Origin of the sequence: Bradyrhizobium sp. LMG 9283, from assembly GCF_045571415.1 — a bacterium.
In the GTDB taxonomy this organism is placed as follows: domain Bacteria; phylum Pseudomonadota; class Alphaproteobacteria; order Rhizobiales; family Xanthobacteraceae; genus Bradyrhizobium.
Genome location: NZ_CP120691.1, coordinates 7968624 through 7984553, shown reverse-complemented (window position 1 = coordinate 7984553; position 15930 = coordinate 7968624). Strand labels below are relative to the sequence as shown.

The following is a 15930-nucleotide window of genomic DNA, read 5'->3' as shown; positions in this document are numbered from 1 at the left end:
GCTTCACCCTCTTCCCTTGTGGGAGAGGGTGCCGAGCGAAATTCGGCGGGTGAGGGGTCTCTATCCTCACGAGCAGTCCAGCAAGTGGATAGAACCCCTCATCCGGCGCTTCGCGCCATCTTCTCCCACAAGGGGAGAAGGGAAGAGATGCGTGCGGCGAGCACTGAATCAAGTGGCCGCGCGCTTCGTCAAGAATCGCGTAATCGCCCCGCCGAGCTTCGCGTTGTCCAGCGGCTCGGCCAGTGACGCCCTTGCCGTGGCAACGACATCCTCCGGCGCCTTGCCGTCACGAAGATCGCAACACACTTGCGCAAACTCGACGTCGAATTCCGGATGCGGCTGCACTGTCAACGTCGCGCCGTTGGCATAGAGCAGGCCGGCATGCGGGGTGAAGTTGGACGAGAGGATCGTCAGCGCGTCGTTTGGCGGCTCGATCACCTGATCCTGATGCGAGGCGGCGATCGCGACCGCTTCGCCGTCGACGACGCCGTTCTCCGACAGCACCTGATAGACGTGGCGGCCGATGCCCCAGCCTTTCTCGGATTTGCGCACGGTGCCGCCGAGCGCCTGCGCGATCAGCTGATGGCCGAAGCAGACGCCGACCATCGGCGTCTTGTTGGCGTAGGCTTTGCGGACGAAGTCCTCGAGCGGCGCGATCCAGTGGAGCCCGTCATAGACGCCGGCGGCCGCGCCGGTGATCAGGACGGCCTCGAGCTTGCCAGGATCGGGAAGCGCATCGCCGTTGGGGATGCTGATGACCTCGACCGTCGCCGTCGGATCCTCGGTGCGGATCATCCGTTCGAACATGTCCGGAAACGAGCCGTGCTGCTCGCGATATTTTTGTGGGACCCGCCCGGTCTCGATGATGGTGATGCGTGCCATGTGCCCCCGGGTAAAAGGTTGCGAAGCTTAGTTGCTTTCTGCCCCATGTTGCTGGTGTGACGCTGTGCGCTCCAGCAGTGCGCTCTCCTTGCGGACCTCGTTGAGAAAGGCCTTCGCCAGACGCGACAGCGGTTCGGCTTCCGACCATAGCATATAGGCGACCGCCTGCGTCGTCGGTATGAACGGACGGACGACGAGGCCGCTGCCGCCGTTCTGCCGCGGCGAGAACGGATCGACCACCGCGGCGCCGACGCCGGCGGCAGCGAGCACGCAGGCCGTGTTGCAATAACGCACCTCGACGCTCGGCTGGAACGGCGCGCCGGCGCGGGCAAAACTGTCGCGCACGGCTTCGCCAAGCCGCGTGCCGCGCTCGAGCCCGATGAAGGGCAGGCCGGACAGGTCCGCGGCCGAGATGACCGGCCGGTCGGCGAGCGGGTGCTGCGGCGGCAGCACGCAGACCATTTCGCCGGTGTGCACCACCTCATGCGCGATCCCTGGATGGTGCGTCAGCCCGAGCGCGAAGCCGAGCTCGGCGACGCGGCTCAGCACACCCTCGATGATGCCCTCATAGCGGCGCACGTCGAAGAACATGCGCGTCTCGGGGCGGCGGCGCAAAAAGCCGGACAGCGCGGAGGGAATGATGCTGTAGGCGAGCGGCGGCGTCGCCACGATGGCAAGATGCCCGGAGCGGTTCTCGCGTAGATCGCGCACGCGGTTCTCGAGCTTGGCGTGCAGCGCGAAGATCGCCTCGCTCTCCTTGTAGAGCGCCATCGCTTCCGCGGTCGGAAACAGCCTGTTGTTGACGCGCTCGAACAGCGCGAAGCCTGCCTGCGCTTCCATTATCTTCAGCGCATTGCTGACCGCGGGCTGCGACAGCGCCAGTTCGTCCGCCGCCGCAACCGTGGTGCGGTGGCGGATCACGGCACGGAGAATCTCGAGCTGACGCAGGTTCATATCACTGCCGGTTATAGTCAGGGCCAAAAGATCATAGCAGAGCGAATTGATTTTGCAGCCCCGCTCACTCGTAATGGAAGCGGATTTGCGCGTCGCATCAATGGGTTCATTCGCCCATTGAGGCAGCATGCGCACAGATTGGAGGCAATCTTGGTTCGTGTCCTTCGCGCCGCCGCCGCCCAGATGGGGCCGACGCAAAAAGCAGATTCGCGCGAGCATACGCTGGCGCGGATGCTTGCGCTTTTGGAGGAGGCCGCCGGTCGTGGCGCCAGCCTCGTGGTATTTCCGGAGCTTGCCTTCACCACCTTCTTCCCGCGCTGGCTGCTCGAAGGCGAGGCGCTCGACCGGTATTTCGAGCGCAGCATGCCGAACCCAGCGGTAGCAAAGCTGTTCGACCGCGCACGTCGGCTCCGTGTCGGCTTCTATGTCGGTTATGCCGAGCTGACGCCGGACGGTCGGCGCTACAACTGCTCTATCCTGGTCGATCGCGACGGCGAGATTCTCGGCCGCTATCGCAAGGTGCATTTGCCGGGCTCGGTCGAGCCGCGGCCGGGCGCGCGCTATCAGCAGCTCGAGAAGCGCTACTTTGAATATGGTGACCTCGGCTTCCCCGCATTCCGCGCCGGGTCGGCGTGGGCCCACGCCATCATGGGCATGATGATCTGCAACGATCGCCGCTGGCCGGAATCCTGGCGCGTGCTCGGCCTGCAAGGCGTCGAGCTCGTCTGCATCGGCTACAATTCGGCGGCGTATGATCCCAATGGCGGTACGACGGAAGACGGAGCCTTGCGCACCTTCCATTCGACGCTGGTGACGCAGGCCAATGCCTACATGAACGCGACCTGGGCGATTTCGGTGGCGAAGGCGGGCGAGGAGGATGGCTCCGGGCTCATCGGCGGCTCCTGCATCGTCGATCCCAACGGGCGCATCGTCGCGCAGGCGCAGACGCTGGCCGACGAGGTGATCGTCGCCGACATCGATCTCGATCTCTGCCGCCAGGGCAAGGACAAGATGTTCAACTTCGCCGCCCACCGGCGGCCCGAGCAATACAGGGTGATCACCGAACGCGCCGGCGTGATCGAGCCGGCCGTTCTCGACGCCGACTGAGCAGGTGGTACGGCGCTGGCAACGGAGCTGACATGGGCAAAGGAGCTGACATGACACGCCTCTCATTTTCTCTCGCTGTTGCCGCGCTGGCTGCGATGACCTCCGTGCGAGCCGCCGAGTTACCAGCGGAGATCAAGCAGGCGGGCACACTCAAGCTCACCGTCAACTCCACCTACGCGCCGATGGAATATCGCGATCCCGCGACGAGCGAACTGGTCGGACTCGACATTGATCTCGCCAACGAGCTCGCCAAGCGGCTCGGCGGCCTCAAGATCGTCTGGAGCGAGACGCCGTTCGCCGAGCTGATTCCCTCGCTCCAGACCAAGCGCGCCGACTTCATCATCTCCGGCATTTCGGATCGCGCCTCACGGCGCGAGACCGCCGACTTCGTCGACTACCTCGTGACCGGCCCGCAGTTCTTCGTGATGGCGGAGAGCGAGGCAAAGGCCGCGACCGATCTCTGCGGCAAGAAGGTCGGCACCACCCGCAGCACCAGCTTCCCGATCGAGATCGAGAAGTGGAGCAAGCAGAATTGCGAGGCGGCCGGCAAGCCCGCGATCCAATACGTGCCCGGCGAGAACTCGATCGACGTCCGCAACCAGCTCAAGCAGGGCCGCATCGACGCCGCGGTGCAGGGCAGCGAGACGCTGCCCTATGCGCAGACGCAGGAGCCCGGCAAATACCGCATCCTCGACGAGGCCTTCGCCAGGGGATATCAGGGCATCATGTTCCGGAAGGACGATGCGGCCTTGCGCGAGGTGGTGACGGAGAAGCTTGCCGCGATGATCGCGGATGGCTCCTATAAGGCCATTCTCGACAAATGGGGCTTAGGAGCCAACGCGGTGGCCCAGCCCATGCTGAACGCGGCGCCGCAATGAGGCCGGCACCGGCACTCGCGGAAGGTTTTCCCGATCTCTCGGGCATGCGGATCGCGCGCGAGCCGCACTGGTTTCGCTGGCTCAGCGCGGCCCTGATCGTCCTCGTGCTCGCGGCGATCGTGCGCGCGTTTGCGAACGGTCAGATCGAGTGGTCCTATGTCGGCCGCTTCCTGACCGTGAAGGTCATTCTCGAGGGCATCGTCAACACCATGGTGATGGCAGTGCTGGCGATGATGCTCGGCATCTTCCTCGGCATCGTCGTCGCGATCATGCGGCTGTCACCCAATCCGGTACTGAAGTCGGTGGCGGCCGGCTACACCTGGCTGTTCCGCGGCACCCCGCTGATCCTGCAACTGCTGCTGTGGTTCAATCTGGCGCTGGTGTTTCCGACCATCGGCATCCCCGGCCTGTGGAGCGCGCGGGCCGTCGACGTCATGACGCCGTTCCTCGCGGCGCTGCTTGGGCTCGCCATTAACCAGGGCGCCTACACCTCGGAAGTCATGCGCGCCGGCATGCTGTCGGTCGACATCGGACAATATGAGGCGGCGCAGGCGATCGGCATGGGACGGCTGCGCGCGCTACGCCGGATCGTGCTGCCGCAGGCGATGCGCGTCGTGATCCCGCCGCTCGGCAACGAGTTCATCGGCATGGTGAAGGCGACGTCCCTTGCGAGCGTGATCCAGTATCCGGAACTGCTGCACAACGCCGAAAACATCTACTACGCCAACTCCCGCGTCATCGAGCTCCTGATCGTCGCCGGGCTCTGGTACCTGCTTGTGGTCTCGATCCTGACCCCGCTGCAGATGCTGCTCGAACGCCATTTTGCACGCGGCACATTGCGGCTGGCGCGATGACCAAACCCCTCGTCGCAATCCGCTCCGTCAGCAAGATCTTTGGAGAGTTTCATGCTCTCAGAAGCGTCTCGCTCGACGTCTGGCCCGGAGAGGTGATGTGTCTGATCGGCGCCTCCGGATCGGGCAAGACCACGCTGCTCCGCTGCATCAACCAGCTCACCACGATCGATGCCGGCGGCATCTGGCTTGACGGCGAGCTTTTGGGGGTGCGTGAGCAGGGCGGACGGCTCCACCGATTGAGCGAGCAGCAGATCGGGCGGCAGCGGCTGAAGACTGGCATGGTGTTCCAGCGCTTCAACCTGTTTCCGCACAAGACCGCGCTGGAGAACATCACCGAGGGACCGACCCAGGTGCAGGGGCGTAAAGCCGACGAAGTACGCGCCGAGGCGATCGAACTGCTGCGGCGCGTCGGGCTGGCGGCCAAGGCGGACTCCTATCCGGCACAGCTCTCCGGCGGCCAGCAGCAGCGCGTCGCGATCGCGCGGGCGCTCGCGATGAAGCCGATGCTGATGCTGTTCGACGAGCCAACCAGCGCGCTAGATCCCGAGCTCGTCGGTGAGGTTCTTGCTGTGATGAAGGAACTGGCGAAGAGCGGCATGACCATGATGGTGGTGACGCACGAACTCGGCTTCGCGCGCGAGGTCGCCGACCGCGTCGTCTACATGGACCAGGGCGCGATCGTCGAGCAGGGGCGCGCGCCCGACGTGTTGGGCGCGCCGCGCGAGGAGCGCACCAAGGCATTTCTTTCAGCGGTGATCTGACATTGGGGGCGTGGCGATGAACAGACTTTTGCTTGCAGCGGCGTTGCTGGGCGTCATGAGCGCATCGGTGATGGCGATCGAGCTGCCACCTGACATCGTCAAGCGCGGCAGCATCAAGGTCGCGCTGGTGCCGAACTATCCGCCGATGGAATTCCGCGATCCTGCCACCAATGCGCTGTCCGGATTCGACATCGATCTCGGCGAGGCGATCGGCCGCAAGCTCGGCGTCAAGATCGAATGGACCGAGACCAGCTTTGCCGAGTTCATGCCGTCGATCTCGACCGGACGGGTGGATGCCATCCTGTCCGGCTTCACCGACTATGCCAGCCGGCACGAGATCGCGTCCTTCGTCGATTATTTGCGCAGCGGCCCGCAGTTCTTCGTGCAGCAGTCGCGCAAGGCCGAGTTCAAGGACGCGGTGGCGCTCTGCGGCAAGAAGGTCGGTGCCAGCCGCCGCACCATGTTCCCGGCGCAGATCGCGGCCTGGAGCGAGAAGAACTGCGGTAGCAATCCGATCCAGTTCGTCGGCACCGACGGCTCGGCCGACGCCCGCACCCAGCTGAGGCAGGGCCGCATCGATGCCGCCGCCCAGGGCAATGAGACGCTGCCCTACATCATGGACCTCGAGCCCGGCGCCTACGCGACGGTGGGCGAGCCCATCGCGCAGCAATTCACCGGCATTGCCCTGCCGGTGAAGGAGAAGGCATTGCAACAGGCGATGCTGGAAGCGGTCGATGCACTGATCGCTGACGGCACTTACAAGACCCTGCTTGCCAAATGGAAACTGACTGACAACGGACTAGAGAAGGCGACCATCAATGCTGGACAGTAAGGCACTCAAGAGCATCCCGCTCGTTCCGGCCAACACCGCGGATCCCGCGCCGGACTATCCCTGGCCGAAGCCGTACACATCTGCGATGTTCCTGTCGTTCGACGTGGACGCCGAGAGCGCCTGGACCAGCAAGGACGCAGGTCATGCGCAGCGGCTCATCACCATGAGCTACGGCGGCTACGAGGCCCGCGTCGGCACGCCGAAGCTTTTGGAACTGCTCGACCAGCTCGATCTCAAGGCGACGTTCTTCGTCACGGGGTGGTCGGTCGATGCGCATCCGGCGATGGCCGAATCGATTCTGAAGGCCGGCCACGAGATCGGCCATCACGGCTATCACCACCTCTTGCCCGATCCCGGCGATCCCTGGATCGAGGAGGAGCTGGAGCGCGGCTTCGAGGCGCTGAAGCGCCGGCTCGGCGTCAAGCCGACCGGCTATCGCGCGCCCTATGGCGAGTTCACCGAGGAACTGCGCGTCGCGCTAGTGCGCCATGGCATCGTCTACACCTCATCGTTCCGTGATGACGTGCGGCCCTATCGTCATCGTCTGGCAGACGGCAAGCCCGGCACGATCGAGCTGCCCGTGACCGCGAGCTATGACGATTGGATGCACGGCCTCTCCGCCCGCTTCAGCCCGCGCTCGATCTTCCCGAAAGAGCATGTGCTCTCGATGTGGAAGGACGAGCTTGACGAGGTTCGTGACTGGGGCGCGATGGTGACGACGGTGCTGCATCCGCAGTGCAGCGGCCGTCCGATGCGGCTCCGTCTGCTGCGCGAGTTTCTCACCTACGCAAAGTCGTGCCCGGACGTCTGGATCACCACGGGCGAGAAGATCGCGGAGAACTTCCTGCGTCACGAAGCCGGAAATCGCTGAGCAGTGCCATGAGCCGTCGCATCCTCGCCATCAATCCCAATTCCTCGGCGTCGGTGACGGCGGCGATCGACGACGCGGTGGCGCCGCTGCGCATCGCCGGCGGGCCAGAGATCGAGGTGGTCGGACTTGCCGAGGGACCGCCGGGCATCAGCTCGCAACGCGATGCCGACAGCGTCGTCATGCAGCTGGTGAGCCGCGTGTCGCGCGACAAGGCCGATGCCTTCGTGCTCGCTTACTTCAGCGATCCCGGTCTGCATGCGGTGCGTGAGGCCGCCGGTGGCTGCCCGGTGCTGGGCATCGCCGAATGCGGCATCTTTCGCGCGCTGATGCTGGGCGAACGCTTTGGCATCATCGCCTTGGCGCCGTCGAGCATCCGTCGCCAGCAGCGCATGGCGCGGGTGATGGGCGTCGACAGCCGCTACGCCGGAAGCTGGTCGGTCGGCGCGAGCGCGGCGGAAACCGCAGGTGCGGATATCCGCAGCCGCCTGATCGACGCCGGCCGCGCGCTGGTCACGCAATGCCGCGCCGATGTCGTGGTGATGGGCTGCGCCGGCATGGCCTCGCATCGCGTGGCGATTGAGGAGGCGATCGGCGTGCCCGTGGTCGAGCCGGCGCAGCAGGCGGTCGTCGCTGCCATCGGCGCGGTCTTGTTGAGTGCCTGAGGGGAAACGATGCGCTTGGATGTCTTGTATCTCTCTGGCTGCACGCTCGCTGCACCTCTCCCGCTTGCGGGAGAGGTCGGCGCGGAGCGCCGGGTGAGGGCTTTCTCCTCTTTGGGATTGTCCCGTTGCGGTGACACTCTCTCCCCAGCCCTCCCCCGCAAGCGGGGGAGGGAGCGCATTGCGGTCGCGACTGCATATCACGTCCCTTAGGAGCCTCTCGTAATGCCCATCTCTCGCCGTTCGCTCCTCAAGGCCGCCGCAGCCGTGCCGGCACTGTCGCTGCCGGGTATCGTCCGCGCCGAATCTCAATCCACGCTGCGCTTCATTCCCGTCATCGACCTCGCCTTCGTCGATCCGATCTACTCGACCGCGCAGGTGTCGCGAAACCACGGCTTCATGGTCTACGACACGCTCTACGGCATGAGCTCCTCGCTCCAGGTCTCGCCGCAGATGCTCTCGGGCCACGTCATCTCCGGTGACGGTCTCCAGTGGGACCTCAGCTTGCGCGACGGCCTCTTCTGGCATGACGGCGAGCGCGTGCTCGCGCGCGACTGTGTCGCCAGCATCCGCCGCTGGGCGGCGCGCGATGGCTTTGGCGGCGAGCTGATGGAGGCGACCGACGAATTGTCGGCCGCCGATGACCGCACCATCCGCTTCCGTCTCAAGCGTCCGTTCCCGTTGCTGCCACAGGCGCTCGGCAAGGCCGCGATCAACGCCTGCTTCATGATGCCGGAGCGGCTGGCGAGCCAGGATCCGTTCAAGCCGCTGACCGAGGTGATCGGCAGTGGCCCATTCCGCTATCTCGCCGACGAGCGGGTGCAGGGCGCCCGAAACGCCTACGCGAAGTTCGAACGCTACCAGCCGCGCACCGACGGCAAGCCTGATTGGACTGCCGGGCCTAAGATCGTTCACTACGACCGTGTGGTCTGGACCACCACGCCCGACGCCGGCACCGGCGTCGCCGCGCTCCAGACAGGCGAGCAGGACTGGCAGGAGACCACGCCGCATGATCTGTTGCCGGTGATCAAGGCCGCCGGCGACATCGAGACGCGCGTTCTCGACCCCAGAGGCTATGCCTGCATGCTGCGCCTCAATCATCTGCAGCCGCCGTTCGACAATCCTGCGATCCGCCGCGCGTTGCTGGGTGCGATCGACCAGTCCGCGTTCATGACCGCTGTCGCCGGCGTCGATCCCGCCTTCCAGGTCTCGCCGATCGGCTATTTCGCACCAGGCACGCCGATGGCGAGCGACGTCGGCCTCGACGTCTTCCGTGGCCCGCGCAATTACGACAAGGTCAAGGCCGATCTCAAAGCCGCCGGCTACAATGGCGAGAAGATCGTGGTGCTCGTTCCCACCAACTCGCTGGCGCAAAAACCGCTCGGCGAGATCGCGGTGGACTCGTTGCGCAAGGCCGGCATGAACGTCGAATATGCCGGGCTCGATTTCGCCGTCGTGCTGCAGCGCCAGCTGAAGAAGGACCCGCTTCCGCAGGGCGGCTGGAGCGCCGCCGTCGGCAACTGGCAGGGCATCGATTGGCTCAATCCGGCCGGCAACACCAATATCCGCGGCGAAGGTAAGGTCGCCGGCTGGTATGCGAGCGAGAAGATGGGGTCCTTGCGCAGCCGATGGCTGGCGGCCTCCGAGCTCGCCGAGCAGCAGCGTATCTGCCGCGAGATCCAGGCAGTCGCGTTCGAGGAAATCCCCTATATTCCGATCGGTCTGTACAAGCAGCCGACCGCCTATCGCAAAGCCACCACCGGCATTCTCGACGGCACCGCCGTCTTCTGGAACGTACGTCCCGCATGAGCACTACGGCAATTTTCGGCAGCTATGTGCTGTCACGGAAGGACGGCGCGCAGGATGTGCTGCGCGACCATTGGGTCCTGGTCGAAGGCAAGACAATCGCCGCAGTCACGCGCGACAAACCGCGCGCGGACGAAGTCTATGACCGCCCCGGCCGCTTCGTGCTGCCGGGCCTGCTCAACCTGCACAATCACTGCTTCTCCGAGGCGGTGGCGCGCAGTCACACCGAGGACGGCAACGGCCGCAAGAACAACCAGAGTATCGTTTACACGGTGCTGCTGCCGCTCACGAAGCGCGGCGCTGATATTTTGTCGGCGGAAGAACGTCTCGCGGTCGCACGGCTCGGCATCCTCCAGCTGCTCAAGGGCGGCGCCACCACGGTGATGGAGCCGTTCCGCAATTCGATCCCGGAGATGTTCGACGCTGCGGAAGAGATGGGCATCCGCTTCTACGGCGCGCCCTATCTGTTCTCGACATCCGATGCCAAGGCGGGCCCCGACGGCGTGGTCCGCTATTCCGGCGATGACGGCGCCGCCGACATGGTGACGTGGGATGCGCTCTATCAGCGCTGGCACAATCGCGGCGACGGCCGCATCAGCCTTGCGATGAGCCCGCATGCTACGGACACCTGCGGCCCCGATTTACTGAAGGCCTGCGCGGCGCGGGCGCGCGAGCTCGGTGTACCCATCACGACGCACATGGCGCAGAGCCGCGCCGAGGTCGAGACCATCGGCAAGCGTTACGGCGGCCGCACGCCGGCGCAATATCTGGACTGGCTCGGCCTGCTGGCGCCCGACCTTATGGCCGCGCACTGCATGTTCAGCAGCGACGACGATCTCAAGCTCATGGCCGCGCGCGGCATGACCGTGTTGAACTGCCCGCGCGTGTTCGCGCGCGCCGGCATCACCGCCGCCTTCAGCCGCTTCGCCGAGCACGGCGTACGCACCGTGGTCGGCACCGACGGCTACAACATGGACCTGCTCGGCGAGCTCAATGCGGCCTCGCTGATCTCCAAGATCACCTCGGCGCGTGCTGATGTCGCGAACTCCCCCGAGTTGATCGAGGCGAACACGGCGGTGGCCGCCGACGTCATCAAGCGGCCGGACCTCGGCCGCATCGAGCCGGGCGCGACCGCCGATCTTACCGTGGTCGATCTCACCCATCCGCATCTTCAGCCGCTGTTCGATCCGCGTCGCGCGCTGATCGCGCTCGCCAACCGCGCCAATATCGATCAGGTCATGGTCGACGGTCGCGTGCTGGTCGATGAAGGACGCTATCTCGGCGCGGATGAGGCGGCGATCACCGCAGCGGGCAGCGCTGCGATCGGCAAGATCTGGGATCTGCCGGAGGCGCAGGCCGCGTTTAACGGCTAGCTCTCGAACTCCAGCAGCGCCTTGCGCATGGTCTCGACCAGATCCAGCGCGACCGGCGACGGGCTGCGCTGCGGCGGAAAGACCGCGGAGAATTCGAAGTCGATGCGCGGCAGGAAGCGGCGGACGACGACGCCGCGCGTTGCAAACTCCTGCGCGGTGAAGGGATCGCAGATCGAGACCCCGAGCCCTGACGACACCATGCCGCACATGATCTCGGACAGCGTGGTTTCGACGCGCAGCACGCGGCGGACATCATGGCGATGGAAGACCTGATCGACGAGATGCCGGCTCGACGATCCCGCCGACAGCGAGATGAAGGTCTCGCCCTCGAAATCGCGCGGCTCCAGCACCTCCTTCTCGGCTAGGCGATGACCGGTCGGCAGCACCGCGACGCGCGCCAATGCCGGCAGCCGCTGGATCGGCAGGACGGAATGCGCGATCGGCACCTCGGCAAAGCCGACATCGCATTGATTGTTCAGCACCCAGTCGACCACGATCGGCGAGATCACGCCGAAGAAAGCCAGGTTGAGGTTGGGCCGCTCCATCAGGAAGTGCCCGGCCAGGCGCGGCAAATAGCCATTTGCCAGCGCCGGCAGTGCGGCGATGCGCAGCGATCCGGTGCGGCGGCCGCGGATCTCTTCGGCCGCCGCGGTGATACGCTCGAGACCGACGAACGAGCGCTCGACCTCGGTATAGAGCGCCATCGCCGCCGCGGTCGGCACCAGGCCGGTGCCGCGGCGCTCGAACAGCTCCATCTTGAGCAGCGCCTGGAGGTCGCGCAGCAGCCGACTCACCGCCGGCTGCGTCACCACCATCAGCTTCGCCGCCTCGGTGACGCTGCCGGTGAGCATGGTCGCGCGGAAGGCCTCCACCTGCCGCGAATTGATCCGCGCCATTCCATCCTCCAATCATAACATTTATGCATGAAGAGGGTGCCATTATTCATTGGACGATGGAAGCTTGGGTTTGCGATCTTTTTCATCAGGACTGGAGACAGCCCGCTTTTTCGGCAGATTGGAGGGTTCAAACCTCCAGATCGCGCCAAGACCCGCCGAATGGGGGCCGGAGCCCTGATCGGAAACGGATTGGCGCGGAAGGAAATGCGGCAACGCGCTTCAGCCAGCGAGACTCGTCGGCACGTCACCTCATTCCGGTATTTGGAGATCGGTCCACATGAAGACTCTTCGCCTTCTGGCAGCGGTCAGCATCGCGGCGCTCATTGCCGCCCCGTCGGCCGCCTCGGCCCAGCAGAAAACGCTCTATGTCGCCGGCTACGGCGGCTCGTTCGAGAAGACCGTCCGCGACGAGGTGATCCCGGCCTTCGAGAAGGAGAACGGCGTCAAGGTCGAATACGTCGCCGGAAACTCCACCGACACGCTGGCCAAGCTCCAGGCGCAGAAAGGCAACCAGCAGATCGACGTCGCCATCGTCGACGACGGCCCGATGTATCAGGCCATCCAGCTCGGCTTCTGCGGCAAGCTCGACGGCCTGCCCGCCGATCTCTACGACACCGCGCGCTTCAAGGACGATCGCGCCGTTGCGATCGGCATCGTCGCGACGGGCCTGATGTACAACACCAAGGTGTTTAAGGAGAAAGGCTGGGCGCCGCCGACCTCTTGGAACGATCTAAAGGACACGAAATACGCCAAACAGCTCGTGATTCCGCCGATCAATAACACTTACGGTCTCGAAGCGCTGGTGATGCTGTCGAGGATGAACGGCGGCGGCGAGACCAACGTCGATTCCGGCTTCAAGATCTTCAAGGAGCAGATCAATCCGAACGTGCTCGCCTATGAGCCGTCGCCGGGCAAGATGACCGAGCTGTTCCAGTCGGGCCAGGCCGTGATCGCGGTGTGGGGCACCGGCCGCGTGCAGAGCTTTGCCAACACCGGCTTTCCCGTCGACTTCGTCTATCCCAAGGAAGGCGCGGCGACCCTGCTGACCACGGCGTGTCCGATCAACAAGCCCAATGCTTCGCCGCTCGCTGCGAGCTTCGTCAAGATGCTGCTCGATCCCAAGATCCAGCTCGTGATGCTGAAGGACTATGGCTACGGGCCGGTGTTGAAATCGCTGGTGATCCCGCCGGAGCTCGGCAAGATGGCGCCGATCGGCGAGCGCGCGGCCAAGCTCTATAATCCGGACTGGACCGTTATCAACGAGAAGCGCGAGGAGTGGACCAAGCGCTGGAATCGCGAGGTCGAGCGCTGATCTGATCGTCGATAGCGGAGACAGCGCATGGCCTATCTCGAGCTCGATCGGGTCGCAAAACAGTTCGGTACGCAGACTGTGGTCGATGACTTCAGTCTGTCGGTGGGGAAGGGGGAGTTCATCTCCTTCCTCGGTCCGTCCGGCTGCGGCAAGACCACGACGTTGCAGATGATCGCGGGCTTCCTCGACCCCACGCGCGGCACGATCCGCCTCGAGGGCAAGGATCTGACCGCGATCCATCCGGCCAAGCGCGGGCTCGGGATCGTGTTCCAGAGCTACGCGCTGTTTCCGCACATGACCGCGGCAGAGAACGTCGCTTTTGGCCTGGAGATGCGTGACGTGCCGCGCAATGAGCGGACCGAGCGCGTCCGCGCCGCGCTCGCGATGGTGGGGCTCGCCGGTTACGAGGATCGTCATCCGCGCCGCATGTCCGGCGGCCAGCAGCAGCGCGTCGCACTGGCGCGCGCACTGGTGATCAAGCCGAGCGTGCTGCTGCTCGACGAGCCGCTGTCGAATCTCGACGCCAAGCTGCGCGAGGAGATGCAGATCGAGCTGCGCCAGATCCAGCGCACGATCGGCACCACCACCATCCTCGTCACCCACGACCAGAACGAGGCGATGTCGCTGTCCGACCGCATCGTGGTGATGAGCCAGGGCAAGATCGAGCAGATCGGCACCCCGCAGGAAACCTACGAGAAGCCGGCCTCGGCATTCGTCTCGCAGTTCCTCGGCAAGACCAACGATTTTGCCGCGACTATCGACCGGACCGTTTCGCCGACGCAACTGGTGGCGGGCTCCTGGCGCGCACCGGCGCCGGCCGGACTTGGTGGTCCCGTGACCGTCAGTGTTCGCCCCGAAAGAATCGGCTTTGGCGACACCGGCCTCACCGCAAAAATCGTCACCCGCATCTTCCAGGGCAATCACTGGCTGTTCCAGTGCGACAGCGAATGCGGACCGGCGATCGTGATCCGCCAGAATGATGGTCAGGCGCAGCCAGCCGAAGGCGAGGCCGTTCGCCTGTCCTGGCGTCCGGAGGACATGAGCGTGCGCGCGAGGGCCGGCGTATGAGCGCGGTGGCCGAGGAACGCAGCGCGCGTGCGCCATGGGCGCTAACGGCGCCCGCCTTAATGCTGTTCGTCGGCGTGCTGCTAATTCCGCTGGCGATGACCGTGATGCTGTCGTTCCACGATTGGGGCCAGTACAAGGGCATCGAGCCGGTCTTCATCCTCAAGAACTGGCACGAGATTGCGACCGATCCCTATTACGCCGAAATGTTCTGGCGGACGTTTCGCATCGCGATCCTGACCACGCTGCTCACCGCATTGCTGGGCGCACCCGAAGCCTACATCCTCAACCGCATGAGCGGCCGCTGGAAGAGCTTCTTCCTGCTGGTCATTCTCGGACCGCTGCTGATCTCCGTCGTCGCGCGCACGCTCGGCTGGGCGCTGCTGTTCGGCGGCAACAACGGCCTCGTCAACAAGCTCTTGATGTCGCTTGGCGCGATCCGCTCGCCCATTCCGTTCATGTTCACTGAAACCGGCATGGTGGTCGCGCTCGCGCATGTGATGATGCCGTTCATGGTCTTGTCGGTGTGGGCGGCGCTGCAGCGGCTCGATCCGCAGATCGAGAATGCCGCGATGTCGCTCGGCGCGGGCCCCGTGACGATCATACGCCGCATCATCATGCCGCAGATCATGCCGGGCGTGCTGTCGGGCGCGATCATCGTGTTCTCGCTCTCGGCCAGCGCCTTTGCGACGCCCGCGATCATCGGCGGCCGCCGGCTCAAGGTCGCGGCGACGCTCGCCTATGACGAGTTCCTCAACACGCTGAACTGGCCGCTCGGCGCTGCCGTGGCGAGCCTGCTGCTGGTCGCGCTGGTCCTGATCGTCGTGGGCAGCAACGCGCTGATCGAGCGCCGCTACGCAGAGGTGTTCCGATGAGACGGAACGGCCCGCTCGCGCTGATATTCCACACCATCTTCGTCATCGTCATGGTGGCGCCGATCCTTGTCGTCTGTCTCGTCGCCTTCACGCCCGAAGGTTTTCTGTCGCTGCCGACCAACGGCTTTTCGCTGCGCTGGTTCAGGACAATCGCCAACTATCCGGAATTCATCCACGCCTTCTGGGTCAGCCTTGGGCTGGGCGCGCTGTCCTCTTTCGTGGCGCTGCTGTTCGCGGTGCCGGCGGCGCTGGCGATCGCGCGCTATCGTTTCCGTGGCCGTGATGCGCTGGCGGCGCTCTTCCTGTCGCCGCTGATGATCCCACATGTCGTGCTCGGCATCGCTTTCCTGCGCTTCTTCACTTCGGCCGGCCTCGGCGGCAGCTTCGCCGCGCTGATCATCGCGCACGTCATCATCGTGTTTCCGTTCGCGCTGCGGCTGACGCTGGCGGCGGCGACCGGCATGGACCGCTCGGTCGAAATAGCGGCAGTCTCGCTCGGTGCGGGCGGCTGGACGCTGTTCCGCCGTGTGACGCTGCCGTTGATCCTGCCCGGCGTCATCAGCGGCTGGGCGCTCGCCTTCATCCAGTCCTTCGACGATCTCACCATGACCGTCTTCCTCGCGGCGCCCGGCACCGAAACGTTGCCCGTGCGCATGTTCCTTTATATCCAGGACAACATCGATCCGCTGGTGACGTCGGTCTCGGCCTGCGTGATCGCGATCACCATGACCGCCCTCATTCTGCTCGATCGCTTCTACGGGCTCGACCGCGTGCTCGCCGGCAAGGGCGATACGGGACGATAGGA

The 15930-nt window shown here is 65.0% G+C and carries 16 protein-coding genes; 13 read left to right on the top strand and 3 right to left on the bottom strand.

The genetic code is table 11. The annotated features are described in order from the left end of the window. Nucleotides 1–168: 168 nt before the first annotated feature. Nucleotides 169–882, bottom strand: coding sequence for a type 1 glutamine amidotransferase (locus P6U29_RS37150; RefSeq protein WP_407115083.1), 714 nt, complete (start codon nucleotides 880–882; stop codon nucleotides 169–171). A 27-nt stretch (nucleotides 883–909) separates the two neighbouring features. Then, the gene (locus tag P6U29_RS37145; protein WP_407115082.1) at nucleotides 910–1836 is read right to left on the bottom strand and encodes a LysR family transcriptional regulator; all 927 of its coding nucleotides are present in this window, start codon (nucleotides 1834–1836) and stop codon (nucleotides 910–912) included. 183 nt (nucleotides 1837–2019) lie between these two features. Between P6U29_RS37145 and P6U29_RS37140 the strand changes: the two genes are divergently transcribed. The 9 genes from P6U29_RS37140 to P6U29_RS37100 all read left to right on the top strand — a co-directional run bounded on the left by P6U29_RS37140 (nucleotide 2020) and on the right by P6U29_RS37100 (nucleotide 10977). Next, complete coding sequence (locus P6U29_RS37140) at nucleotides 2020–2943, top strand: N-carbamoyl-D-amino-acid hydrolase (protein WP_407119538.1); 924 nt, start codon at nucleotides 2020–2022, stop codon at nucleotides 2941–2943. A gap of 50 nt (nucleotides 2944–2993) precedes the next feature. Beyond that, entirely contained in the window at nucleotides 2994–3821 is an 828-nt protein-coding gene (locus P6U29_RS37135) for an ABC transporter substrate-binding protein (protein ID WP_407115081.1), read from the top strand. Further along, the gene (locus P6U29_RS37130; RefSeq protein ID WP_407115080.1) at nucleotides 3818–4675 is read left to right on the top strand and encodes an amino acid ABC transporter permease; all 858 of its coding nucleotides are present in this window, start codon (nucleotides 3818–3820) and stop codon (nucleotides 4673–4675) included. The genes P6U29_RS37135 and P6U29_RS37130 overlap by 4 nt, the downstream gene beginning before the upstream one ends. After that, entirely contained in the window at nucleotides 4672–5436 is a 765-nt protein-coding gene (locus P6U29_RS37125) for an amino acid ABC transporter ATP-binding protein (RefSeq protein ID WP_407115079.1), read from the top strand. Before P6U29_RS37130 ends, P6U29_RS37125 begins: the two co-directional genes overlap by 4 nt. A 16-nt stretch (nucleotides 5437–5452) precedes the next feature. Continuing rightward, entirely contained in the window at nucleotides 5453–6268 is an 816-nt protein-coding gene (locus P6U29_RS37120; protein WP_407115078.1) for an ABC transporter substrate-binding protein, read from the top strand. Continuing rightward, nucleotides 6255–7139, top strand: a complete 885-nt coding sequence (locus P6U29_RS37115; protein ID WP_407115077.1) for a polysaccharide deacetylase family protein — start codon at nucleotides 6255–6257, stop codon at nucleotides 7137–7139. Before P6U29_RS37120 ends, P6U29_RS37115 begins: the two co-directional genes overlap by 14 nt. Before the next feature lie 8 nt (nucleotides 7140–7147). Then, nucleotides 7148–7801, top strand: coding sequence for an aspartate/glutamate racemase family protein (locus P6U29_RS37110; RefSeq protein WP_407115076.1), 654 nt, complete (start codon nucleotides 7148–7150; stop codon nucleotides 7799–7801). 222 nt (nucleotides 7802–8023) lie between these two features. Continuing rightward, complete coding sequence (locus P6U29_RS37105; RefSeq protein ID WP_407115075.1) at nucleotides 8024–9607, top strand: ABC transporter substrate-binding protein; 1584 nt, start codon at nucleotides 8024–8026, stop codon at nucleotides 9605–9607. Then, the gene (locus tag P6U29_RS37100; RefSeq protein WP_407115074.1) at nucleotides 9604–10977 is read left to right on the top strand and encodes an amidohydrolase family protein; all 1374 of its coding nucleotides are present in this window, start codon (nucleotides 9604–9606) and stop codon (nucleotides 10975–10977) included. Before P6U29_RS37105 ends, P6U29_RS37100 begins: the two co-directional genes overlap by 4 nt. Here the strand turns inward: P6U29_RS37100 and P6U29_RS37095 are convergent. Further along, nucleotides 10974–11873, bottom strand: a complete 900-nt coding sequence (locus P6U29_RS37095) for a LysR substrate-binding domain-containing protein (RefSeq protein ID WP_407115073.1) — start codon at nucleotides 11871–11873, stop codon at nucleotides 10974–10976. The two genes, P6U29_RS37100 and P6U29_RS37095, sit on opposite strands and share 4 nt — an antisense overlap. A 277-nt stretch (nucleotides 11874–12150) precedes the next feature. Between P6U29_RS37095 and P6U29_RS37090 the strand changes: the two genes are divergently transcribed. Genes P6U29_RS37090 through P6U29_RS37075 form a run of 4 tightly spaced genes read left to right on the top strand, consistent with a single transcriptional unit; the run spans nucleotide 12151 to nucleotide 15928 of the window. Next, nucleotides 12151–13185 carry an ABC transporter substrate-binding protein gene (locus P6U29_RS37090; protein ID WP_407115072.1) on the top strand — a complete coding sequence of 345 codons (1035 nt, stop codon included), beginning with the start codon at nucleotides 12151–12153 and terminating at the stop codon, nucleotides 13183–13185. A gap of 27 nt (nucleotides 13186–13212) precedes the next feature. Then, complete coding sequence (locus tag P6U29_RS37085) at nucleotides 13213–14253, top strand: ABC transporter ATP-binding protein (RefSeq protein ID WP_407115071.1); 1041 nt, start codon at nucleotides 13213–13215, stop codon at nucleotides 14251–14253. Next, entirely contained in the window at nucleotides 14250–15125 is an 876-nt protein-coding gene (locus P6U29_RS37080) for an ABC transporter permease (RefSeq protein ID WP_407115070.1), read from the top strand. The genes P6U29_RS37085 and P6U29_RS37080 overlap by 4 nt, the downstream gene beginning before the upstream one ends. After that, nucleotides 15122–15928, top strand: a complete 807-nt coding sequence (locus P6U29_RS37075) for an ABC transporter permease (protein ID WP_407115069.1) — start codon at nucleotides 15122–15124, stop codon at nucleotides 15926–15928. The genes P6U29_RS37080 and P6U29_RS37075 overlap by 4 nt, the downstream gene beginning before the upstream one ends. Nucleotides 15929–15930: the final 2 nt, after the last annotated feature.